This window comes from Bacillus sp. AF23, from assembly GCF_020861455.1.
In the GTDB taxonomy this organism is placed as follows: domain Bacteria; phylum Bacillota; class Bacilli; order Bacillales; family Bacillaceae; genus Bacillus; species Bacillus halotolerans.
The window spans coordinates 66076-87885 of record NZ_JAJHVY010000017.1 but is presented as its reverse complement, the minus strand read 5'-3'; the positions used below and the strand labels follow the sequence as shown (position 1 = coordinate 87885).

General features: G+C 44.3%; 23 protein-coding genes. 15 read left to right on the top strand and 8 right to left on the bottom strand.

The genetic code is table 11. The annotated features are described in order from the left end of the window. Positions 1 to 2: 2 nt before the first annotated feature. From LNN34_RS09175 to LNN34_RS09150, 6 genes are all read left to right on the top strand, one after another. On the top strand, positions 3 to 1970 hold the full coding sequence (locus LNN34_RS09175) for a pyocin knob domain-containing protein (RefSeq protein WP_069486429.1): 1968 nt from the start codon (positions 3 to 5) through the stop codon (positions 1968 to 1970). Between the two features lie 13 nt (positions 1971 to 1983). Beyond that, a complete protein-coding gene (locus LNN34_RS09170) occupies positions 1984 to 2373 on the top strand; it encodes a hypothetical protein (RefSeq protein ID WP_059336104.1) in 390 nt (129 codons plus the stop codon). After that, positions 2374 to 2514, top strand: a complete 141-nt coding sequence (locus LNN34_RS09165) for an XkdX family protein (RefSeq protein WP_059336103.1) — start codon at positions 2374 to 2376, stop codon at positions 2512 to 2514. Between the two features lie 128 nt (positions 2515 to 2642). Continuing rightward, on the top strand, positions 2643 to 2921 hold the full coding sequence (locus LNN34_RS09160; RefSeq protein WP_059336102.1) for a hemolysin XhlA family protein: 279 nt from the start codon (positions 2643 to 2645) through the stop codon (positions 2919 to 2921). Positions 2922 to 2932: 11 nt separating this feature from the next. Next, positions 2933 to 3196 carry a phage holin gene (locus LNN34_RS09155; RefSeq protein WP_024121086.1) on the top strand — a complete coding sequence of 88 codons (264 nt, stop codon included), beginning with the start codon at positions 2933 to 2935 and terminating at the stop codon, positions 3194 to 3196. A gap of 12 nt (positions 3197 to 3208) precedes the next feature. Further along, complete coding sequence (locus LNN34_RS09150; protein WP_059336101.1) at positions 3209 to 4102, top strand: N-acetylmuramoyl-L-alanine amidase; 894 nt, start codon at positions 3209 to 3211, stop codon at positions 4100 to 4102. A 36-nt stretch (positions 4103 to 4138) separates the two neighbouring features. Here the strand turns inward: LNN34_RS09150 and spoIISC are convergent, their stop codons facing one another. The 6 genes from spoIISC to steT all read right to left on the bottom strand — a co-directional run bounded on the left by spoIISC (position 4139) and on the right by steT (position 8610). Beyond that, on the bottom strand, positions 4139 to 4276 hold the full coding sequence (gene spoIISC / locus LNN34_RS09145; RefSeq protein WP_125825426.1) for a three component toxin-antitoxin-antitoxin system antitoxin SpoIISC: 138 nt from the start codon (positions 4274 to 4276) through the stop codon (positions 4139 to 4141). Positions 4277 to 4359: 83 nt separating this feature from the next. Next, positions 4360 to 4530, bottom strand: a complete 171-nt coding sequence (locus LNN34_RS09140; RefSeq protein ID WP_024121090.1) for a type II toxin-antitoxin system SpoIISB family antitoxin — start codon at positions 4528 to 4530, stop codon at positions 4360 to 4362. Continuing rightward, positions 4530 to 5276 carry a toxin-antitoxin-antitoxin system toxin SpoIISA gene (gene spoIISA / locus LNN34_RS09135; protein WP_024121091.1) on the bottom strand — a complete coding sequence of 249 codons (747 nt, stop codon included), beginning with the start codon at positions 5274 to 5276 and terminating at the stop codon, positions 4530 to 4532. The genes LNN34_RS09140 and spoIISA overlap by 1 nt, the downstream gene beginning before the upstream one ends. 108 nt (positions 5277 to 5384) lie before the next feature. Next, the gene (locus tag LNN34_RS09130) at positions 5385 to 6386 is read right to left on the bottom strand and encodes an inorganic phosphate transporter (protein WP_044156221.1); all 1002 of its coding nucleotides are present in this window, start codon (positions 6384 to 6386) and stop codon (positions 5385 to 5387) included. 12 nt (positions 6387 to 6398) lie between these two features. Continuing rightward, positions 6399 to 7016 carry a DUF47 domain-containing protein gene (locus LNN34_RS09125; protein WP_044156219.1) on the bottom strand — a complete coding sequence of 206 codons (618 nt, stop codon included), beginning with the start codon at positions 7014 to 7016 and terminating at the stop codon, positions 6399 to 6401. A gap of 277 nt (positions 7017 to 7293) precedes the next feature. Continuing rightward, the gene (gene steT, locus LNN34_RS09120) at positions 7294 to 8610 is read right to left on the bottom strand and encodes a serine/threonine exchanger (protein ID WP_229043124.1); all 1317 of its coding nucleotides are present in this window, start codon (positions 8608 to 8610) and stop codon (positions 7294 to 7296) included. A 394-nt stretch (positions 8611 to 9004) separates the two neighbouring features. Between steT and LNN34_RS09115 the strand changes: the two genes are divergently transcribed. From LNN34_RS09115 to LNN34_RS09100, 3 genes are all read left to right on the top strand, one after another. Continuing rightward, positions 9005 to 9955 (top strand): ring-cleaving dioxygenase, encoded by a 951-nt coding sequence (locus LNN34_RS09115; RefSeq protein ID WP_229043123.1) that lies wholly within the window; start codon positions 9005 to 9007, stop codon positions 9953 to 9955. Positions 9956 to 10209: 254 nt separating this feature from the next. Continuing rightward, positions 10210 to 12384, top strand: a complete 2175-nt coding sequence (locus LNN34_RS09105; protein WP_059336098.1) for a glycosyltransferase family 39 protein — start codon at positions 10210 to 10212, stop codon at positions 12382 to 12384. Between the two features lie 12 nt (positions 12385 to 12396). Continuing rightward, positions 12397 to 13368, top strand: a complete 972-nt coding sequence (locus LNN34_RS09100; RefSeq protein ID WP_044156214.1) for a glycosyltransferase family 2 protein — start codon at positions 12397 to 12399, stop codon at positions 13366 to 13368. Between the two features lie 173 nt (positions 13369 to 13541). Here the strand turns inward: LNN34_RS09100 and LNN34_RS09095 are convergent, their stop codons facing one another. Then, positions 13542 to 13718: a hypothetical protein gene (locus LNN34_RS09095; RefSeq protein WP_069486432.1), complete on the bottom strand. Its 177-nt coding sequence runs from the start codon at positions 13716 to 13718 to the stop codon at positions 13542 to 13544. A gap of 157 nt (positions 13719 to 13875) precedes the next feature. Continuing rightward, entirely contained in the window at positions 13876 to 15237 is a 1362-nt protein-coding gene (gene htrA / locus LNN34_RS09090; protein ID WP_059352793.1) for a serine protease HtrA, read from the bottom strand. A gap of 181 nt (positions 15238 to 15418) precedes the next feature. Here htrA and proG point away from each other — a divergent pair, with 181 nt between their 5' ends. From proG to dppE, 6 genes are all read left to right on the top strand, one after another. After that, positions 15419 to 16237, top strand: a complete 819-nt coding sequence (gene proG / locus LNN34_RS09085) for a pyrroline-5-carboxylate reductase ProG (RefSeq protein ID WP_069486433.1) — start codon at positions 15419 to 15421, stop codon at positions 16235 to 16237. A 127-nt stretch (positions 16238 to 16364) separates the two neighbouring features. Further along, complete coding sequence (gene dppA / locus LNN34_RS09080) at positions 16365 to 17189, top strand: D-aminopeptidase DppA (RefSeq protein ID WP_069486434.1); 825 nt, start codon at positions 16365 to 16367, stop codon at positions 17187 to 17189. 15 nt (positions 17190 to 17204) lie between these two features. After that, positions 17205 to 18131 carry a dipeptide ABC transporter permease DppB gene (gene dppB / locus LNN34_RS09075; RefSeq protein ID WP_229043122.1) on the top strand — a complete coding sequence of 309 codons (927 nt, stop codon included), beginning with the start codon at positions 17205 to 17207 and terminating at the stop codon, positions 18129 to 18131. A 5-nt stretch (positions 18132 to 18136) separates the two neighbouring features. Further along, positions 18137 to 19099 carry a dipeptide ABC transporter permease DppC gene (dppC, locus tag LNN34_RS09070; protein WP_044156206.1) on the top strand — a complete coding sequence of 321 codons (963 nt, stop codon included), beginning with the start codon at positions 18137 to 18139 and terminating at the stop codon, positions 19097 to 19099. A gap of 4 nt (positions 19100 to 19103) precedes the next feature. Further along, positions 19104 to 20111, top strand: coding sequence for an ABC transporter ATP-binding protein (locus LNN34_RS09065; RefSeq protein WP_099042857.1), 1008 nt, complete (start codon positions 19104 to 19106; stop codon positions 20109 to 20111). An 18-nt stretch (positions 20112 to 20129) separates the two neighbouring features. Next, positions 20130 to 21761 (top strand): dipeptide ABC transporter substrate-binding protein DppE, encoded by a 1632-nt coding sequence (dppE, locus tag LNN34_RS09060; RefSeq protein WP_229043121.1) that lies wholly within the window; start codon positions 20130 to 20132, stop codon positions 21759 to 21761. The last annotated feature ends 49 nt before the right edge of the window (positions 21762 to 21810 follow it).

Below are 21810 nucleotides of genomic sequence, written 5' to 3'. Positions count from 1 at the left end.
ACATGGCATACGAAGAAAAAACAGACTGGCTTCCGGATGATCCAATTAACGAGGACGACGTCAACCGCTGGGAAAAAGGCATAAAAGACGCCCACACAGACCTGGCTGCCCACAAAAACGACATGAACAACCCCCACAACACAACAAAGGCGCAAGTCGGGCTGGGGAATGTGGATAATGTACAGCAGGCGGCGAAGAAGGATTTTGATGAACATGAGCAAGATCAGGTGCGGCATATTACGCATGAAGAACGGGTTAGATGGAATGGTGCGCAGCTTTCGAAAATTACGAAAGACGATGGATCGATCCTTATTAACATCAGTAAAAGTTATGACTTTCATAGTGTTGCCTTAGGGCAGAACAAGACTTTTACTTTTTATATTTCGAGTGATGCGAAAAATGCGCCTTCTCAATCGGTTCATGGTATTTACTTGCATTCCTCTTCGACGGCTGGAGAAGCAATGGCCATGGCTGAAGATGGTGGCTTTTGGAGAAAGTCTTTAGTTAACGGAATCTGGTCTGACTGGATAAAATATGAAACGGAAGAAGACTCAATAAAAAGAGTGGCTGCTCATTCTGATAATAAAGATATACATGTAACAAAAGGCGATAAAGACAAATGGGATGCAGGACAGTTCTATAAAATAACGCAAGACAACGGCAAGGTATTTTATAAAAGTAGCAGTGAGACAACGGATTATAATGAACTGACTGCTACTGGAATGTATCTGATATACAATGCTGGATTGAATGGACCAGGCTTGATCCAATGCTTTCTTCTAGTAATGAGCTATGGGAATACGCTCGTTCAAACTGCGTACGATGCTTCAAATGGTTTGAAAACTTTCTATCGAATCCGAAAAAATGATTCTATCACATGGACATCTTGGATTGATATAGAAACTACAGAGGGAGCTCAAAGGAAAGTCGATGCTCACGCCAAACTTACTGATATACATGTAACTAAGACTGAAAAAGAAAAATGGAATGCCAGTCAACTTTTCAAAATAACCGCCGATAATGGTACACAAAAAATAAATTTAACTTCTGGCTCATTTTATGATTCCCTAAAAGATGTTGGTTCCGTTTCTTTCTATGGAACAAATGCTGTAACAGATAGCCCTTCAAAGACAAGCTTGCGCGGTATGCAGTTAGTAGGACAGCCGGGAATAGGCATTGGGTACGCTGTAGACGTAGAAGGTAATGCATGGTGGTTTTACTATAATGCTAACAACACTGCAATCAATTGGTATCCTATCGAATCTACAGCAGGAGCGCAATCTAAGGTAGATGCACATGCAAATCAAACAGATATCCACGTAATAAAATCTGATAAAGACAAATGGAATAATGCACAACTATATCCATTAACAACAGAGAATGGTCAACGAATTAAGATTGATAATGGAAAGAATCTTTTTGATTACCCAACTGGCTTATATTTCGGTGCAGGGGTTGTGAATCATCCAGGTGATGATGAAGCAGCTTGGTACTATTATGATATTACAGATGTTCAAGCTGACCTCGCTCCGCCTCAAGGGTTAAGGAAAATTGTCGCTACTAGATCTTACGATAATCAAACATGGATTGGAATTTTTCATAAAGAGGGCAATTTTTTAGGATGGAAGCGTCTTATTACTAATGAGGATTTTGAATCGGTAACATGGCAAAACGTCACACTAAAAAATGGCGCTGCTACTGGAGACAGACCGTTTCAATACGCAAAGTGGGGAAATCTGCTTCTATTACGTGGCCATATCACAGCAAATCGTGAAGTTGTATGTGGAACAATTCCGTCTGAGAGATTGCCAGAAAACGGTGCAGTTGTAAATGTCCCTGTTTCAGGAACGACTGGTTATTCTAAGTTATTTATCCATACAAGTGGAGATATGAAATTGTCAGGTATTCATTCGAATAATAACAGCAATGTAACTGGTTACTACATGGATAATGTAATTGCATTAAATTAGGGAGGTTGAAAACTTGATACAAGTCTTTAGATATGATGAAGATTTTATGTTTGTTGAGCCTGTCTTGGTGATTGAAGTTGACGAGAAAGGCAATTATATCATTCCTGCTGATTGCACTACCGTTGCGCTGCCGGATTCTCCTTCTCTGTTCAAACCAAAGTTTGATGCAGATAAACAGGAATGGACTGAGGCAGCTACACAGGAAGAGATTGATGCGGTTTTAAGTTCAGTGGGAGAAGAAGTCTCTGTAGTTGAACTTTTGAAGCAGCAAAATGCGGCGCTTTCTTTGCAGATTGCTAAGACAGAGAAGGAAAATGAAGAAAGACGTATGAGGGAAGCAGAGCAGGCTTTTGTCATTGCCCAGATGCAAAAACAAATACAAGAATTGAAGGGAGCAAATTAAATGGCTAGGTATCCAGAAGTAGCTGACATAAAGCAATTTTATATGTGGAAATGCTATACGGATGAAAAAGTTCAAGAATACGTTAGGATTGAATGGATCACAAAAGAGCAATATAAAGAAATTACCGGAAAGGATTACTAATTCCCAGCAATCCCGAGGAGACGAACGAACTTATTGTGACTTAATAAGGAAGGATAAACGCTTAATAGGCGTTTTTTTATTTTGCCTCAAAGGAGGTGAACAAGATGAAGTAAAAGGAGGGCGTACCGGTGTCACAACCGACGGAGGTACCTGATGTTAATGTCTTTCAGCAGGATTTAGCAGACATAAAAGGTGAACAAAAAGCGCTCGAACAGAGAGTTTCCGCATTGGAACGCGTGTCTGACCGGCAGGATCAGCAAATCATGACGCTGAACGAAAAATTAAACAAAATTGAAGAAAATACAACATGGATTAAGCGCACCATCACTGGTGCCATCATTACAGCAGTGTGCACAGGGATCATTGGCGGAGCGATCGCCATTATGTACAACCTGCTGCAGCATTAAGGGGGATTATCATGAAAACGTATGATAAAGGCACGGTCACTAGGACGGTGCTTCTTTTGCTTGCGCTCATCAACCAGAGCATGCTGATGTTTGGCAAATCACCATTGGACATACAGGAAGAGCAGGTGAATCAGCTTGCAGATGCTCTGTATTCAGCAGGATCAGTGATCTTCACAATTGGGACAACACTAGCAGCTTGGTTTAAAAACAACTATGTAACAGAAAAAGGGAAAAAGCAACGCGACTTGTTAAAGGAAAATAATCTGACGAAATAAGGAGAGATGAAAATGGTTAACATTATTCAAGATTTTATTCCGGTCGGTGCAAATAACCGTCCAGGCTACGCGATGACACCTCTTTATATTACCGTGCACAATACAGCGAACACGGCAGCAGGCGCCGATGCCCAAGCGCATGCCCGCTATTTGAAAAACCCTGATACGACAACAAGCTGGCATTTTACAGTTGATGATACAGAGATTTATCAGCATCTGCCGTTAAATGAAAACGGCTGGCATGCAGGAGACGGGAATGGAAGCGGCAATCGGGCTTCTATTGGGATTGAAATTTGTGAAAATGCGGATGGTGACTTTGCACAAGCAACAGCTAATGCCCAGTGGCTGATCAAAACATTGATGGATGAACACGGTATCAGCCTCGCTAACGTCGTGCCTCACAAATATTGGTCAGGGAAGGAATGCCCTCGCAAACTGTTGGATACGTGGGACTCGTTTAAAGCGGGAATTGGCGGTGGCGGAAGCCAAACTTACGTCGTAAAAAAAGGTGACACACTTACATCCATAGCGAGAGCGTTCGGTGTCACTGTTGCTCAGCTGCAAGAGTGGAACAACATCGAAGATCCGAATCTCATTCAGGTTGGTCAAGTGTTAATTGTAAGTGCTCCTTCGTCCGCTGCAGAGCCAGAACTCTATCCGCTTCCTGACGGTATCATTCAGCTGACAACACCATATACCTCAGGCGAACACGTCTTTCAGGTGCAACGAGCGCTGGCGGCTCTCTACTTTTATCCTGATAAAGGAGCTGTGAACAACGGAATCGACGGCATTTACGGGCCGAAAACAGCAGACGCGGTTGCGCGTTTTCAGTCTGTTAACGGTCTACCCGCTGACGGTATCTACGGACCTGCGACAAAAGCGAAGATCGCAGCTCAAGTTAGCTGATGAAAGAACCTAAATATCCCGGAGTTGCTCCGGGATTTATTTTTTCTTCTTCAATTTTTTTAAAATTCCTGCACTCCGCTCCCTCACCCGAAGCGAATACCCGGAAAAGCCAAACCTCCCGTAATCAATAACCTTCACACGCCGCACCAATTTTTTCACTGTATCACCTGACATTATCCTCTGTTTGTTTTATTATATGTAGCCCCTTAAGAAAAGGAATAAGGACAAGAGCTGTTTCTCTTGTCCTTTTAGTGTGATCATGCTTTTTTACGTTTATACTCATCAATCAGCCGTTCGTTTTCTTTGAAGATTCTTGCTGTGTGCGGACTGACTTGATAGCTTGCGACACTGGTGGTTGAACGTTTTTTCAGGATTTTAAACGGTTTCTTTGCCCGCGGATGGCATCCGTTTTGAAACGCGTTTTCCATTATCCTTCACCTTCCTCCTCAATTGGCAGCACCAAATCATATATGCTCGTTAATGATGTGAATAGCAAATAATCAAATTCCGTTACAATACTGTCAGACGTCAGTTTGATGACATAGCTCTGTGTCTCGATTGTAAAGGGAATGAGCACTACTTTTCCATACTGGTCGTAATAGACATCCTTTCGATCCAGCCTCGTTTGCACGTCAGCGGGATCCTCCATGTGCTCGGTTAACCGGTCTTTATCAGACTGTGTCGAATAGTGACAAAGGCTGGCCGTCAGATTCATTTTATCAGCATAGGTTTTCAGCAGTTTATCAATTCCTTCAGCATATGCTTCTATACTTCCATAATAAACATGAATCGGTTCGTTTTTCAATAGATATTGGTATGTTTTCAGCCGATCGAGATACATGTGGAGCATTTCGTTGTTTTCTTCGAGAATTTCTCTTGTGTCTGTTTCCAGTTCACTGCCGGCCAGTTTTTTCACATAAGCGCTCAAAAAGATAAAAGCGTCAATTAAAGCAAAGCTGACAGCGACAATGACATACCGTTCCCAGTTTGTGAACAGGGAAGAGGGATCATATGTCCAGTATATCATGGCGCCCAAAACAAACAGCAAATACCATGTTTTTCGGATGGCGGACATTTTTTCTTTGACCTTCGCTTCGAACCGCCATGTGGCGTATACGTATAAGCCTAAAGCGGCCATAGTGCACCAGACCATGATTTGAAAGAATAAAAGCATACATCAATCCCTCGCATCTGAAATAGGTTCTGATTATTGTATTCTAGAGATGCGGCTGGTTTTCCTGTTCCATCAAAAAAACCGCTTCTGTTAAGAAGCGGTTCCACATTAAAAAATCATATTTAAAATAAAGTAGGCGATAGCACCAAGTGTTCCTGAAATCGGAAGCGTGATAACCCATGTAATCAGCATGCGTTTTGCCGTGCCCCAGTTTACGCCTTTTACCCGGTGTGATGCACCGACGCCAAGGATTGATGAAGAAATGACGTGCGTTGTACTGACTGGCAAATGAATAAATGTGGCACCGAAAATAATGGCTGCTCCGGTTAAGTCAGCGGATACCCCGTTTACCGGACGGATTTTCATGATCTTTCCGCCGACGGTTTTGATGATTTTCCAGCCGCCTATTGATGTACCGAGACCCATGGCTGTCGCACAGGCGAATTGCACCCAGGTCGGAATGTCATTAGCAGAAGTATGTAAATTCGCCGTGATCAGCGCCATTGTGATAATTCCCATTGCTTTTTGCGCATCATTTGTTCCGTGTGTATAGGATTGCAGGGCAGCTGTTATAATCTGCACTCTGCGGAATTGTTTGTTCGTTTTCGCCAAATTGCTGTCTTTGAAAATCAGCTTGACGATGCTGTAAAGGATAAAACCAAGAACAAAGGCAATGATCGGTGATAAGATCAGCGCTTCAATGATTTTAATGAATCCCTTATAATTTAAAGCTCCAAATCCAGCTGCCGCAATTGCAGCACCGGCAATCGCCCCGATGATCGCATGGGATGAGCTGCTTGGAATGCCGTAATACCAAGTGAGCAGGTTCCAGATTATTGCTGCGACTAAAGCAGCTAAAATAACAACAGAGCCATTTTCCAAAGTATAAGGGTCAACAATATCTTTTGTAATGGTTTTGGCAACGCCTGTAAAGGTCATCGCTCCGATAAAGTTCATCACAGCCGCCATTATAATAGCATGGCGCGGTTTCAGCGCTTTTGTCGATACTGAGGTCGCAATTGCGTTCGCTGTATCATGAAACCCGTTGATGAAATCAAACGCCAAAGCAAAAATCACAATTAGTATCGTTAATATTAAGAGAATATCCATTATAACCCCTCGTTACGCGTTTTTCATAATGATGGTTTCAAGATTATTGGCAACACTTTGGCAAGAGTCAGCAATTTCCTCAAGCGTTTCGTAAATTTCACGATATTGAATCACTTTAATCGGATCTTTTTCTGTTCCGAAAAGATTTTTTAATGATTTTCTGTGCAGGTTGTCACAGCTGTGCTCATACTCTTTAATTTTAATTGCGTGAGGCTGGATATCTTTTAAGCGGTTTTCAGCCAGCAGCTCAATTGTAATCAAAATTTCTTTCGCGCATTCTCTGATGTATCCGCTGAATTTATCGATATGCTCGTCTGATGAAGTAATTGAGAAAATCTCCATCATGGCAGAAAAATGTTCGATTCCGTCCAGCACATCATCCAGGCTGTTTGTCAGCTGAAGAATATCTTCGCGCTCAATAGGAGTGATAAAAGCTTTGTTAAGCTCTTTGATCATGACATGAACATGATTGTCACCTTTTGTTTCAAATTCCTTTAACGTATCTGCAAACTCTTTAAGCGTCGTTTGGTTTGTGACTTTAAAGTTTACAAAATATTCTGCAGTTTCGTCTATATTTTTTGCAATTTCTGTTAAAAGGAGTGAAAACTTATCTTTTTTTCTTCTTATCATTAAAAAACCCTCCATTGTTTGAATGAGACAATGCACACATCAAATTATTATATAGCCTTTTGTCGAAAAAAAACAGGAAAAGTCGAAAAAAACGCGGCTTGACTTTTTCGATAAAACGTGTCTCCTTATTTTGGCCTACTTCACCTCAAAAAAACGAACCAAGTTTGCAAAATCTTTCTGGTTAACGTAAAAAGTATATCAAAAGTTGTGTTTTTTTTGTCAACATTTATCTTCTGATTCACCAAAAAACGGTTCCCTAAACAAGGGAACCGTTTTTTTAGCGGGCTTTTCGTTTTTGCATCCAATAATACACAGGGAGTCCGGCCAGACCGATGAGAATTGATAGTCCGCAGCTTAATGTGTCTGTAATGAGTGTGCTTCCCAATACAAAGAATGAACCTGCGATCGCCAATATCGGCATGAACGGGTAAAGCGGAACACTGTAAGCACGCGTTTTTCCCTTTGTTTGTTTACGAAGAATAAATACTGCAAAAAAGGCCATCACATAAAAGATATAGATCATAAAAATAGAGATTTCAGAGAGCTTATCAGGATTACTGATGAGCATCAGGATGATCGCCACAGCGATTTGGAAAGAAATCGCAATCCACGGTGTGCGGAATGTCGGGTGCACGCGGGACAATTTCTCAGCAAAAGGCAGCTGTTTTCGTTCTGCCATCGCAAAGGTCACACGCGGGAAAGAAAGAACCTTTCCGTTTAAACAACCGAAGATGCTGACAATAATTCCGATACTGACCAGCTTTCCGCCGATTGAACCGAACAGCATGCTGGCAGCAGTGCTTGTCGCATTTTCTCCAAGTGTCACAATTTCGTTTGCGGACAGGATATGCAGCAGCGCAAAATTAATGAAGATATAAATGGCTGTTACGATTAACAGTCCGCCAGTCATTGCGCGAGGCAGAAGCCTTTCAGGATTTTTCATTTCTCCGCCGAGAGCCGCAAGCAGGATCCATCCGTCATAAGCAAACAATGTGGCCAAAATGGCTGCTCCGAAATTCATATCAGAAATGCTTTCGTTTACTGCCGTAAAGATATGCTGATCGCCTTTCCAAAGGCCGAAAATAATGATACAAGCAATCGGAATCAGCTTTCCGACCGTAGTCAGCGTCTGAACAAAACCGCCGTATTTTGTACCGATAATATTAATGACACATAAAAAGATAACTGCGATAATACCGATTACCTTTGATAGGCCTGAACCCCAGCCGAAAAGATTCGCCATTAAAGATCCAAAATATAAACCGAGTGCCCCGATAATCGCCGGGCCGTAAATAATGATCTGCACCCAGCCGCATAAAAATCCCCAAAACTCGCCGTATACTTCTTCAAGGTACGTATAAAGTCCGCCTGTTTTCGGAATCTGCGTACCGATTTCAGCAATCGTCAGTCCGCCTGCCAGCGTTAATATACCGCCTAACAGCCACGCAAATAGCGCCGTTTTTGAGTCTCCTGAATAAACGAGCACAGCACCGGGCTTCATAAAAACGCCGGAACCGATAATGGTTCCAATAACAAGAGTAAGGGCAAACAAGAGGCCTATCTCTTTTTTTAAACCGTTTTCTTCAGTATGCATGTCCTTAACCTCCTATGATGAAGCTTCGTGATGAAGAATCTATTTTTCATATTGTAAACCCTATTTTAGAAAAGTGAAATAAAATAAATTTTCTGATTTTCGATATTTGCTCTATTTACATTCGTAAAATCTATGAAATCGTCTATTTTCTATCTCTTGAAACGAATAAAATTGTTTGTAATCTTATATAAAGTTCGTGTTTTACGAAAGGTGTCCAAGCGGAGAATGAACATATTAAACGGCTGACAGCGGGACTTAGCAGGGTGCCGGATCTAGATGAAGCTGATATGTTGACTTTCGTATGTGAATAAAATACCTTGTAATTAGGAAAATAAATATACATCTTTAATATAATATCTCGAAATCGAGATAAATTAGCCTGGAGGGACAGCATATGAAAGTCAACGGCATTCACCACGTGTCCGCATTAACAGCTGACGCGCAAAAAAACTTAGATTTCTATAGTAAAGTATTAGGATTAAAACTCGTCAAAAAATCCGTAAACCAAGATGAACCGACGATGTACCATCTATTCTACGGAGATGAAGTGGCAAATCCGGGAACGGAACTGACGTTTTTTGAGATTCCCCGCATTGCGCCGTTTCATGCGGGAACAAACAGTATTTCTTCTATTGGATTACGTGTTCCAAGCACAGAAGCGCTGCATTACTGGAAAGAGTGTTTTGAAGAGCATCAGGTGGTGCATAGCGGTATCGCCCAAAGAGCCGGACGTGACATATTGGCATTCGAGGATCATGAAGGACAGCGACTTGTGCTGACTGCTGATGAGAAAGGCAAAGGTTATGGTCTGCCTGTTAAACAAAGCGGCATTCCGGAAGAATTTTCATTTCGCGGGTTAGGGCCTGTTGAATTGATAGTTCCGTACGCTGAACCAACATTACATGTATTAACCAATATTCTTGGGTTTACAGAGATCAGCCGAGAGCCGGTTGAAGGACAGGGGACAGCGGTCATTTTAGAATCTGGAGAAGGCGGTGCGGCCACAGAAATCCATTTAATTGAAAGAAATGATCTTCCGCGCGAACGTCAAGGAAAAGGAAGTGTCCATCATGTCGCATTTCGCGTGAGAGACGAAGAAGAGCTTGCCGGATGGCACCGCATCATCAGCCGGGAAGGCTTTAGCAACTCAGGCATCGTTGAGCGCTACTATTTCAAGGCGCTGTATTTCAGAGAACCGAACGGCATTCTGTTTGAGTTATCTACAGACGGTCCGGGCTTTATGGTTGATGAAGAAATTGATGAGCTTGGCCAAACCATCGCTCTTCCGCCATATCTTGAGCATAGAAGAGAGGAAATTGAAGCAAAGCTGAAGCCGATTCAATAACGATATATTGTGATTCTTTGCCTTCCGGCGTCACCGGAAGGCTTTTTTGTTCAAAAACGGCTTACATAAATAGCGTGGTTGATTAGGTAAAAAATATCAGAATTAGACCAGGATAAAGACCCAAAAACTTTTGCTTTTATGGACTGATCGTATGAATTGATTATGGCAAAAATATTGCCTTTGTTTATTAATAGTTTTTTCACATTTGCTTGTTACACTATTTCAAAGTTAGACGAAAAGGAGTGAAGACAAACGTGGAAAAGAAAAAACGCGAGCTGGACATCTTCCTGATTCTCATTTTGCTCGCATCTGCATTTTTAAATATCTATAACATCTGGAATGATGATACGGTGAATCCTTATTACACCGCTGCAGTCACAAGTATGATGCAAAGCTTTCATAATTTTTTCTATGCCTCATTCGACGCGGCGGGGTTTATAACGGTTGATAAACCGCCTATTACGTTCCAGATACAAACCATCAGCGCACTTATATTCGGTATGCACGGCTGGAGCGTCATCCTGCCTCAGGCACTTGCTGGTGTAGGTTCTGTCCTTTTAATGTATCTGTTAATAAAACCGACATTCGGTAAGACGGCAGCAAGAATTGCCTCTTTCATCATGGCATGTACACCGATTGCGGTGGCTGTGGCCCGGACAAACAATGTTGATGCATTACTGGTATTTTTCTTATTGCTGGCTACATGGCTTCTCTTTAAAGCCATCAGAAAAGGAAAGCTGATCTGGCTGTTAGCAGCATTTTTCGTCGTTGGTGCAGGTTTCAACACAAAAATGCTTCAAGCTTATATGATTTTGCCGGCTTTCTTATTGTTCTACCTGATTGCGGCAAATGCCACAATCAAGAAAAAAATCATTTCATTAGGAAGCGCATTAGTCATATTAGCGGCAGTTTCGTTATCATGGCCGCTCATTGTTGACAATATCCCTGCCAGCAAACGCCCTTATGTCGGAAGCAGCCAGACCAACTCTGTTTTGGAATTGGCTTTCGGATACAACGGAATTCAGCGGCTGACAGGACAAAATTCCGGCGGCGGTCAGGGCGGGTCAAGCGGAGACGCACCAAAAGAAATGCCTTCTGCGGAGAACAGTTCATCTGACGCTCAGGCACCGCCTAATCAGTCATCAAGCAGCAGCTCATCAAACGATGGCAAATCTGCAAATGGCAATATGACGGCACCGCCATCCAATGGGGAAATGCCAAGCGGCGGTCAAGGAGGCCCTCCGAGCGGCGGAGATGGCGGCCAAGGCGGACCCGGCGGAGACGGAGGGAAAGGCGGTACAGGAACCGGCTCAAAAATGCAATCAGGTACAGGAATGTTCGGAACGGGAACACCTGGCCCGCTTCGGCTCTTCCAACAAGAACTATCTGATCAAATCAGCTGGCTGCTGCCATTTGCGATATTTGGAATCGCAGGCTTACTGATCGCTGGCGCGAGAGAAAGAAGAAGATTATCAGTTGAGCAGAAGGAGACGGTGTTCTGGGTTGCATGGCTTGTGCCGATTGCCGGATTCTTCAGTGTAGCAGAATTTTTCCATCATTATTATCTCATTATGCTGGCGCCGCCGATTGCTGCACTTGTCGGAGCTGGATGGGTTGCGCTCGTTCAGTTATACCGAAACCATACAGGCTGGAAGTCTTGGCTTTTGCCGGCGGCGATGATTGCCACAACAGGATTTGAATTGTTTATTCTGAGAAACTACAACGATCAAATCGGTGTTGGATGGAGTATCGGCGTAGGGGTTATCGGTGCGTTATCTGCCATTGCTCTTTTGATTTTTAAACAGCGTGAAAAACCGCTCACATATTATATATCACTTGCAGGTCTTCTCGTATTGCTTGTGATGCCGATTTATTGGGCAAGCACACCTCTCCTGTACGGAGGAAACAGTTCTCTTCCTGAAACAGGGCCGCAGCTCGCTTCAAGCAGCGGAAAAGGCATGGGAATGAACGAGTCGAGTGTAAATGAAAAATTGATTGAGTATTTAGAAGAAAACAATTCCGGAGCGGAATATTTATTCGCCACAACTGATTCAAACACAGCGGCTCCGTATATTATCAAAACGAAAAAGGCCGTCATGACGATCGGCGGATTCAGCGGTTCTGACCCGGCCATCACGCTGACTCAATTTAAAAAGCTCGTAAAAGAAGGAAAAGTGAAATACTTCTTGGCTTCAGGAATGGGGAAAGGCGGAAACAATGAAATTGTCGAATGGGTTCAAGAAAACGGCAAGAAAGTTTCTTCTGATAAATGGCAGTCAAGCGCTGATCAGCAGACATCACCTGATCAGACTGATTCATCAGGTACGTCAAGCGAGAGCAACGCACCAGGCCAAACCGGCAAAATGGGCGGCGGGCCTGGCGGAATGAACCAGTCAGCTGCATTATACGAACTACATGCTGATGAATAGGAGGAAAAAAACATGAGCAGACATATTCAATATTCAATTGTGGTACCTGTGTATAATGAAGAGCTTGTCATTCATGAAACCTATCAGCGCTTAAAAGAGGTCATGGATCAAACGAAGGAAAACTATGAACTGCTATTTGTCAATGACGGCAGCAAAGATCGCAGTATTGAGATTTTAAGAGAACACAGTCTGATTGATCCGAGAGTGAAAATCATTGATTTTTCAAGGAACTTTGGGCACCAGATCGCGATTACTGCGGGTATGGATTATGCACAGGGGAATGCAATCGCCGTCATTGACGCCGATCTGCAGGACCCTCCTGAGTTAATTTTAGACATGATTGAAAAGTGGAAGGAAGGCTATGAGGTCGTATACGCCGTACGTACAAAACGAAAAGGGGAAACCTTTTTCAAAAAACAGACAGCGGCCATGTTTTACCGGCTTCTCAGCAGCATGACAGATATTGATATCCCGATTGATACCGGGGATTTCCGTCTCATGGACAGAAAAGTCTGTGATGAAATGAAAAAATTAAAGGAAAAAAACCCTTTTGTCCGAGGACTCGTCAGCTGGGTAGGCTTCAAACAAACGGCAGTTGAGTATGTACGTGATGAAAGGCTTGCCGGAGAAACGAAATACCCGCTTAAGAAAATGCTGAAGCTTTCAATGGACGGCATTACGACATTTTCACATAAACCGCTGAAGCTGGCAAGCTATGCCGGGGTCTTCATGTCAAGCGCAGGATTTCTGTATATGTTTATCGTACTGTATTTGAAGCTGTTCACCGACAGCACCATTACCGGCTGGTCATCGCTTATCGTCATCCAGCTCCTGTTCAGCGGCATCGTGCTTCTGATACTGGGCATGATTGGTGAATATATCGGCAGAATCTATGATGAAGCCAAAGACCGGCCGCTTTACATCGTACAGAAATCGTATGGGATTGAAAATAAAAGACTCTATAGAGACCAGCATATGTCCTAACCTGAACCTCCTGTCCATTACGGACAGGGGTTTTTTATGTAATGATCAAAGTAAAAGGTGCTGATATGGAAGGAAGAAGGAGAGGAGAAGGGATTGTGAACTTGCACTGCGGTCAGGCAAGCTGAAATAAAAACGGCAACGCCTAAAAGCTTTCGTCTTAGGCGTTGCTTGAATCAGCTGTTAGATTGAAGGGTTTTTAAGAAACGCATAATCACAGCCGTACCTGTTATGTTTAATAGAATACTGGTCCCCAGTGTAACTCCCCATGCCAATGTTGATGCAGGAAGGAGAAAGCTCAGCATCAGAAAAGCCAATCCTGCGCAAATTATGCTCAATCCCACGGTTTTCATGTTATTCCTCCTTTTTTAAACAATGCTTCAAGCATCTGATTAGAATGATGTTAGCCTGTATCGTATACGGGTGTCTTGGCAGAAAGTTTCATAGAGTATAAAGGTCTTTTGTCTAATAAAAAGCCTCAGGCAGCTTTTGCGGCCTGAGGCTTTTTTCTTAAGAAGGTGTTTCTTCTTTTTGATCGAGTTTGATTTTTTTCGTCAATTCTTTTCCGTTTCTGAGAATTTTCACTTCGACGGTGTCGCCGATATTTGCGTCTTTATATAGGATATTGCGCAATTCGCTGCCTGTATTGATTTTTTTTCCTTTTAAACCGATGATAATATCTTCAGCTTTCAGCCCGGCCTTTGCAGCAGGGGAGCCTGAAGCGACTTCACGGATGTATACGCCCTTATTCAGCTGGCTGCCGAATAAGCCGAGTGTGCCTTCCTGATAGTTTTGCGGCACTTGTTCCAAATCAAGCATGCTGACACCGATATACGGACGTTCAATTTGCCCTTTAGAAAGCAATTCTTCAGCTATCGGTTTTACATCATTGCTTGGAATGGCAAATCCGATGCCCTCAACATCATCTTCACTGATTTTCATACTGTTAATGCCGACAATTTTGCCGTCTGTATTTAACAATGGACCGCCGCTGTTACCCGGGTTAATCGCGGCATCAGTTTGAATCACGTTAATGCTTGTTTGACCGGCTGAAGTTGACATTGAAACTGTTCTATCCACGCCGCTTACAATTCCTTGTGTTACTGTGCGAGACAGGTCTTTTCCGAGCGGATCTCCAATCGCAATGACGGTTTCGCCTGTTCTGAGATCTGATGAATCACCGAAGTTTGCTACCTTTGTTACGTGGTCATCACTGATTTGAAGAACGGCTAAATCTGTTAAAGAGTCACTGCCTACGAGCTTAGCTGTCACATCAGTGCCGTCGTATAAAGACACCTTAAGTGAAGTTGCGCCTTCTACAACGTGGTTATTCGTAATGATATAAGCCTTGCCGTTCTCTTTTTTGAAAATGACACCCGATCCTGAGCCGCTTTCTGTATCTTCGCTTGAATCAGAGCTGGAACCGGAAGAGCCAGAGCCAAACAAAGAGCTGTTTGACTGTGCCTGAAGGTTTGTGATGCCGACAATCGCCGGTGAAAGATCTTCCACCATATCTGAGATTTTAGAAGAATCCTCACTCTTAAATGCAGATGAGCTTGTCGAGCTTTTGCTTGATTCAGAGGATGTGCTTTTAGCTGTAACAGATTGAGTTTGCTGCTGGCTGGACGTCTGTTTCGCTGCGTCCTGAGAATCGTGGTCGCCAAGCGGTGTGAACGTATAAATGCCAAGGGCGAGACTTCCGCCGATGACTCCGCCGAGCAGCGGCCTGAACCATCCGAATCCGCGTTTTTTCTTCTCTTGATCATGAATCACATTGCGGGCTGAGTAAGACGGGTTTTGATCATTCTCTTTCATTAAAAAAACCTCATTCTCTTGTCCTTCTGTTCTATTTTCGTCACGATAGTTATCCATCATGTTCACTCCGTTTCTCTCTATTTTCAACAAATTACATTTTATTTATGGCAGTTTTATGACTTGAGTTTATCATAAACAAAAACTGTGGGATAAAAATGAAAACATTATGGGAAATTGTGAAAAAGTGCGAAAAACGGTACACTTTATAAGGAATATTGTACATGAAAGGGCTGAAACGATGGAGTCAATCGGATTGATCGGATATGGCAGCATGGCGGATATGATCGCCAGGCAGCTGTTGAAGCATAAACAAATAGAGGAAAATGAGCTGTTTGTTGAGACAAGAACTAAGGGGGAGCGGCTTCAGGCTTTGCTCGCTGATTATCCAAACGTTTCGGCAAAACCGCTTGAGATATGGGCGGAAAAGTGCGCCTTGATCTTTATATGTGTCCCGCCGCTCCATGTCATTGAAACAGTGCGCCGGCTTCACCCGTATGTGAACCGGAATTCTCATATTGTATCCATTGCGGCTGGTGTGCCTCTGCGGCTTTTAGAGGCTGAAACGGCAGCTGGAATATCACGGTTGATTCCGGCCATTACATCTGAAGCGGAAGCCGGCATCTCACTGGTTGTTCACAGCGAAGCACTCGCGGCACAGAAGAAAGAACGTTTGGATGCACTGTTATCGGCTTTCAGCAGTGTGCGAGAAATAAAAGAATCTAATTTAGATGCCGCCAGTAATCTGACGAGCTCTGCCCCGGGCTTCATCGCCGCAGTGTTTGAAGAATTAGCGCTGTCGGCTGTGAGAAACAGCGGCCTGACAAAAGAAGAAGCCTTTGATTTCCTGATACACTCACTGTATGGGACAGGCAAGCTGCTGATCGAAAAGAAGATGTCCTTTGAGGAGACGCTGAACCGTGTTGCAACGAAAGGCGGAATTACAGGAGAGGGAGCGGCGGTGATACGTGCCTCCGTGCCGCATGTTTTTGATCAAGTATTTGAAAAAACACTCGAAAAATATGAGCAGCTGACAGAACAGGCAGCAAAAGAAACATGAATCCTTGAAAGAGGATTCTTTTTTATCTCTGAACGTTAGTGATTTTTCCCAGATATATTGCAATTTTCCTCTTTTTTTAATATAATCTGTTAGAATATTCATAATTTAGTAAAAAAGGAGGAGCGTTATGAAACTGTACATGTCAGTAGATATGGAGGGTATTTCAGGTCTTCCGGATGATACCTTTGTTGATTCCGGCAAGCGTAATTATGAACGCGGACGGCTGATCATGACCGAAGAAGCAAACTACTGTATTACCGAAGCGTTTAACAGCGGGTGTACGGAGGTGCTGGTGAATGACAGCCATTCGAAAATGAATAATCTGATGGTTGAAAAGCTTCATCCGGAGGCGGATTTGATCTCCGGCGATGTTAAACCATTTTCAATGGTGCAGGGGCTGGATGATACTTTCACGGGCGCGTTGTTTCTCGGTTATCACGCGAGAGCCTCAACTCCCGGTGTCATGTCCCATAGTATGATTTTCGGTGTCCGTCATTTTTACATAAATGATCAGCCTGTCGGTGAGCTTGGATTAAATGCTTACATTGCCGGTTATTACGATGTTCCGGTATTAATGGTAGCCGGTGATGACCGGGCGGCCAAAGAAGCTGAAGAGCTCATCCCAAATGTCACGACAGCTGCTGTTAAACAAACGATTTCAAGGTCTGCAGTCAAATGTCTGTCGCCTGCGAAAGCCGGCCGGCTGCTGACAGAAAAAACCGCATATGCCTTGCAGAACAAAGATAAAGTTAAACCGCTTACACCGCCTGACAGGCCTGTATTAAGCATTGAATTTGCCAATTACGGCCAAGCTGAATGGGCTCATCTAATGCCGGGTACAGAAATTAAACCGGGAACCACAACCGTTCAATTTCAGGCGAAGGATATGCTTGAAGCCTATCAGGCTATGCTTGTCATGACTGAACTGGCAATGCGAACATCATTCTGCTAAAGGGGTGTTAAGGCTTTGGCAAGATATATAATGAAGCGTTTTTGGGCAATGGCAGCTACGATTTTGGTCATTACCACCCTGACTTTCGTTCTGATGAAGGTCATTCCCGGATCTCCTTTTAATGAGGAGAGGGGCACAAATGAAGCGGTTCAAAGAAATCTCGAAGCCTACTATCACTTAGACGATCCTCTCATTATCCAATACATCATCTATCTAAAATCCATCATTACATTCGATTTTGGCCCTTCTATAAAAAAACCGTCAGACAGCGTAAATGATATGCTGGAACGCGGATTTCCCGTTTCCTTCGAACTTGGGATGGCAGCGATTGTCATTGCTGTGATCTCAGGGCTGATACTTGGCGTAACTGCCGCGCTGCGCCGCAATGGCTTTTTGGACTACGCTGCGATGAGCCTCGCGGTACTCGGCATTTCCATCCCGAATTTCATTATGGCGACGTTGCTTATTCAGCAGTTTGCCGTCAATTTTAAACTATTTCCCGCCGCTACGTGGACGAGCCCGATCCATATGGTGCTTCCGACCGCAGCGCTTGCAGTTGGACCGATGGCGATTATCGCCAGGCTGACAAGATCAAGCATGGTCGAAGTCCTGACACAGGATTATATCCGCACAGCGAAAGCAAAAGGGCTGTCTCCGCTCAAAATTATCGTAAAACACGCACTCAGAAACGCGCTCATGCCCATCATTACCGTACTGGGAACTCTCGTTGCCAGCATTTTAACAGGAAGTTTTGTGATTGAAAAAATCTTTGCCATTCCCGGAATGGGAAAATATTTTGTCGAAAGTATTAATCAGCGGGACTATCCCGTGATTATGGGAACGACCGTTTTTTACAGCGTCATTTTGATCGTAATGCTGTTTTTGGTCGACTTGGCCTACGGTCTGCTGGACCCGCGCATTAAATTGCATAAGAAAGGGTGAAGCGTATGAATCTCCCTGTACAAACAGATGAACGCCAGCCGCAGCAGCACGCTCAGGTGCCGGACGAATGGTTTGTTTCGAATCAGGGAAAGACCCAAGAGACCGATTCAGTCAAACGGCCGAGTTTGTCCTATGCGCAGGATGCTTGGAGGAGGCTGAAGAAAAATAAACTAGCGATGGCCGGGCTTTTTATTCTTTTATTTCTATTTGTGATGGCAGCAATCGGCCCTTTTTTATCTCCTCATAGTGTCGAGCGCCAATCACTGACAGAACAAAATCTTCCGCCTTCTGCAGATCATTGGTTCGGTACCGATGAGCTTGGCCGGGACGTGTTTACACGAACATGGTACGGAGCGAGGATTTCGTTATTTGTCGGAGTGATGGCTGCACTGATTGATTTTTTGATCGGTGTCATTTACGGAGGCATTGCCGGCTATAAAGGCGGCAGAACAGACAGTGTCATGATGCGGATTATTGAAGTGCTGTACGGGCTGCCGTATCTTCTTGTTGTCATTTTGCTGATGGTCTTGATGGGTCCGGGGCTCGGCACCATTATCGTAGCGCTGACTGTTACGGGATGGGTCGGCATGGCGAGAATTGTAAGAGGCCAAGTGCTGCAAATAAAAAATTACGAGTATGTGCTCGCCTCGAAAACCTTTGGTGCGAAAACCTTTCGCATCATCCGCAAAAATTTGCTGCCGAATACAATGGGCGCGATCATCGTACAAATGACTTTAACTGTACCTACCGCCATATTCGCAGAATCATTTTTGAGCTTTCTCGGTCTCGGCATTCAAGCGCCGTTTGCCAGCTGGGGTGTGATGGCGAATGACGGCCTGCCGACCATTTTGTCCGGGCATTGGTGGCGCCTGTTCTTTCCTGCCTTTTTCATCTCGTTAACGATGTACGCGTTTAATGTGCTGGGGGACGGATTGCAGGATGCACTGGACCCTAAGCTAAGGAGGTAGCTGTATGGAGAAAGTTCTGTCAGTCAATGATCTGCATGTTTCTTTTACGACTTACGGCGGGACGGTTCAGGCTGTCAGAGGCGTGAGCTTCGATTTGTACAAAGGCGAAACATTTGCCATTGTCGGTGAATCGGGATGCGGCAAGAGCGTCACCTCTCAAAGCATTATGGGACTGCTCCCGCCTTATTCAGCGAAGGTGACAGACGGCAGCATTTTATTTAAAAACAAAGACCTTTGCCGTCTCTCTGACAGAGAAATGAGGAGCATAAGGGGCGCGGATATTTCAATGATTTTTCAAGACCCGATGACGGCGCTAAACCCGACGCTGACTGTCGGCGACCAGCTGGCGGAAGCGCTTCTTCGTCACAAAAGGATGACGAAAAAGGCGGCTGAGAAAGAGGTTCTTTCCATGCTGGAATTGGTCGGCATTCCGGATCCTGAAGCACGCCTGAAGCAGTACCCCCATCAATTCAGCGGCGGCATGAGACAGCGGATTGTCATTGCGATGGCGCTGATCTGCGAGCCTGATATTTTAATAGCGGATGAACCGACAACTGCCCTTGACGTCACCATACAGGCTCAAATACTGGAACTGTTTAAAGAGATTCAGAGAAAAACAAAGGTTTCTGTCATTTTGATCACACACGATTTAGGCGTGGTTGCCCAGGTTGCTGACAGAGTGGCTGTTATGTATGCCGGAAAAATAGCGGAAGTTGGCACAAGAAAAGATATATTTTACAAGCCGCAGCACCCTTATACAAAAGGGCTGCTGAATTCTGTCCCGCGGCTGGATCTTGATGGCGCGGAGCTGATTCCGATTGACGGCACGCCGCCGGATTTATTTTCACCGCCGCCGGGCTGCCCATTTGCCGCCCGCTGTCCGAGCAGAATGATCGTGTGTGACAGGGTATACCCTGATCAAACTGTTCGATCCGGCACGCACGCTGTACACTGCTGGCTTCAGGATAAACGGGCTGAGCATGCGGTGCTGCCGGGAGCGAAGGATGAATAACAAAAAAGGGGGAAGAGGATGAAGAGAGTGAAGAAGCTATGGGGAATGGGCCTTGCACTGGGACTTTCATTTGCGCTGATGGGATGTACAGCAAATGAGCAGGCTGGAAAAGAAAGCAGAGAAGATAAGGCAAAGACAAGCGGAGAAAAGGTACTGTACTTAAATAATGAAAATGAACCGACCTCGTTTGATCCGCCGATCGGTTTTAATAACGTGTCTTGGCAGCCGTTAAATAACATCATGGAAGGGTTAACGCGCCTCGGCAAAGACAATGAACCGGAGCCGGCGATGGCAGAGAAGTGGTCTGTGTCGAAAGACAAGAAAACGTACACATTTACGATTCGGGAAAATGCGAAATGGACGAACGGAGACCCTGTGACAGCCGGAGATTTTGAATACGCTTGGAAACGGATGCTTGACCCGAAAACAGGAGCTTCTTCCGCGTTTCTCGGCTATTTTATTGAAGGCGGCGAAGCCTATAACAGCGGAAAAGGGAAAAGAGACGATGTGAAGGTGACGGCGAAGGATGATCACACCCTTGAAGTGACGCTTGCCGCACCGCAAAAATATTTCCTGAGCGTGGTGTCAAACCCGGCGTATTTTCCGGTTAACGAAAAAGTCGACAAAGAAAATCCAAAGTGGTTTGCTGAAGCCGATACATTTGTCGGCAACGGTCCGTTTAAACTGACGGAATGGAAGCATGATGACAGCATCACAATGGAAAAAAGCGATACGTACTGGGATAAAGAAACCGTGAAGCTTGACAAAGTGAAATGGGCAATGGTGAGTGACAGAAATACAGATTACCAAATGTTCCAGTCCGGTGAATTGGACACCGCATACGTACCGGCTGAGCTAAGTGACCAGCTGCTGGATCAAGACAATGTGCACATCGTTGATCAGGCGGGTTTATACTTTTACCGCTTTAATGTCAATATGGAGCCGTTCCAAAATGAAAACATCAGAAAAGCTTTCGCAATGGCTGTTGATCAGAAGGAAATCGTAAAATATGTCACGAAAAACAATGAAAAACCGGCACACGCTTTTGTTTCACCAGGGTTTACACAGCCTGACGGCAAGGACTTCCGTGAAGCGGGCGGAGACCTGATCACACCAAATGAAAACAAAGCGAAGCAGCTGCTGGAAAAAGGAATGAAGGAAGAGAAGTATGACAAGCTGCCTGCGGTCACGCTTACTTACAGTACGAAACCGGAGCATAAAAAGATTGCTGAAGCCATCCAGCAAAAATTGAAAAACACCCTTGGCGTCGATGTGAAGCTGGCCAATATGGAGTGGAACGTGTTTTTAGAAGAGCAAAAAGCGCTTAAGTTCCAATTCTCACAAAGCTCATTTCTGCCTGACTATGCGGACCCTATCAGTTTTCTGGAAGCCTTCCAAACAGGAAATTCGATGAACCGTACAGGCTGGAACAACAAAGAATATGATCAGCTGATGAAGCAGGCAAAAAATGAAGCGGATGAAAAAACGCGTTTTTCACTCATGCATAAGGCGGAAAAGCTTCTCATCAATGAAGCGCCGATCATTCCAGTTTATTTCTATAATCAGGTCAATCTGCAAAACGAACATGTAAAGGACATCGTCCGGCACCCTGTCGGCTACATCGATTTAAAATGGGCCGATAAAAACTAACGCGGCGATTGAGAAAATACTGCTCTCTTTAGGTGAAGGAGCGGTATTT

Coding starts and splice junctions, on each gene's coding strand:
- dppE (WP_229043121.1), top strand. CDS start 20,130: ATGAAGAGAGTGAAGAAGCTATGGGGAATGGGCCTTGCACTGGGACTT.
- spoIISA (WP_024121091.1), bottom strand. CDS start 5,276: ATGCTTTTATTCTTTCAAATCATGGTCTGGTGCACTATGGCCGCTTTA.
- LNN34_RS09150 (WP_059336101.1), top strand. CDS start 3,209: ATGGTTAACATTATTCAAGATTTTATTCCGGTCGGTGCAAATAACCGT.
- LNN34_RS09140 (WP_024121090.1), bottom strand. CDS start 4,530: ATGGAAAACGCGTTTCAAAACGGATGCCATCCGCGGGCAAAGAAACCG.
- dppC (WP_044156206.1), top strand. CDS start 18,137: ATGAATCTCCCTGTACAAACAGATGAACGCCAGCCGCAGCAGCACGCT.
- steT (WP_229043124.1), bottom strand. CDS start 8,610: ATGCATACTGAAGAAAACGGTTTAAAAAAAGAGATAGGCCTCTTGTTT.
- LNN34_RS09095 (WP_069486432.1), bottom strand. CDS start 13,718: ATGAAAACCGTGGGATTGAGCATAATTTGCGCAGGATTGGCTTTTCTG.
- LNN34_RS09100 (WP_044156214.1), top strand. CDS start 12,397: ATGAGCAGACATATTCAATATTCAATTGTGGTACCTGTGTATAATGAA.
- LNN34_RS09065 (WP_099042857.1), top strand. CDS start 19,104: ATGGAGAAAGTTCTGTCAGTCAATGATCTGCATGTTTCTTTTACGACT.
- htrA (WP_059352793.1), bottom strand. CDS start 15,237: ATGGATAACTATCGTGACGAAAATAGAACAGAAGGACAAGAGAATGAG.
- LNN34_RS09125 (WP_044156219.1), bottom strand. CDS start 7,016: ATGATAAGAAGAAAAAAAGATAAGTTTTCACTCCTTTTAACAGAAATT.
- spoIISC (WP_125825426.1), bottom strand. CDS start 4,276: ATGTCAGGTGATACAGTGAAAAAATTGGTGCGGCGTGTGAAGGTTATT.
- LNN34_RS09115 (WP_229043123.1), top strand. CDS start 9,005: ATGAAAGTCAACGGCATTCACCACGTGTCCGCATTAACAGCTGACGCG.
- LNN34_RS09130 (WP_044156221.1), bottom strand. CDS start 6,386: ATGGATATTCTCTTAATATTAACGATACTAATTGTGATTTTTGCTTTG.
- LNN34_RS09175 (WP_069486429.1), top strand. CDS start 3: ATGGCATACGAAGAAAAAACAGACTGGCTTCCGGATGATCCAATTAAC.
- dppA (WP_069486434.1), top strand. CDS start 16,365: ATGAAACTGTACATGTCAGTAGATATGGAGGGTATTTCAGGTCTTCCG.
- LNN34_RS09155 (WP_024121086.1), top strand. CDS start 2,933: ATGAAAACGTATGATAAAGGCACGGTCACTAGGACGGTGCTTCTTTTG.
- LNN34_RS09165 (WP_059336103.1), top strand. CDS start 2,374: ATGGCTAGGTATCCAGAAGTAGCTGACATAAAGCAATTTTATATGTGG.
- proG (WP_069486433.1), top strand. CDS start 15,419: ATGGAGTCAATCGGATTGATCGGATATGGCAGCATGGCGGATATGATC.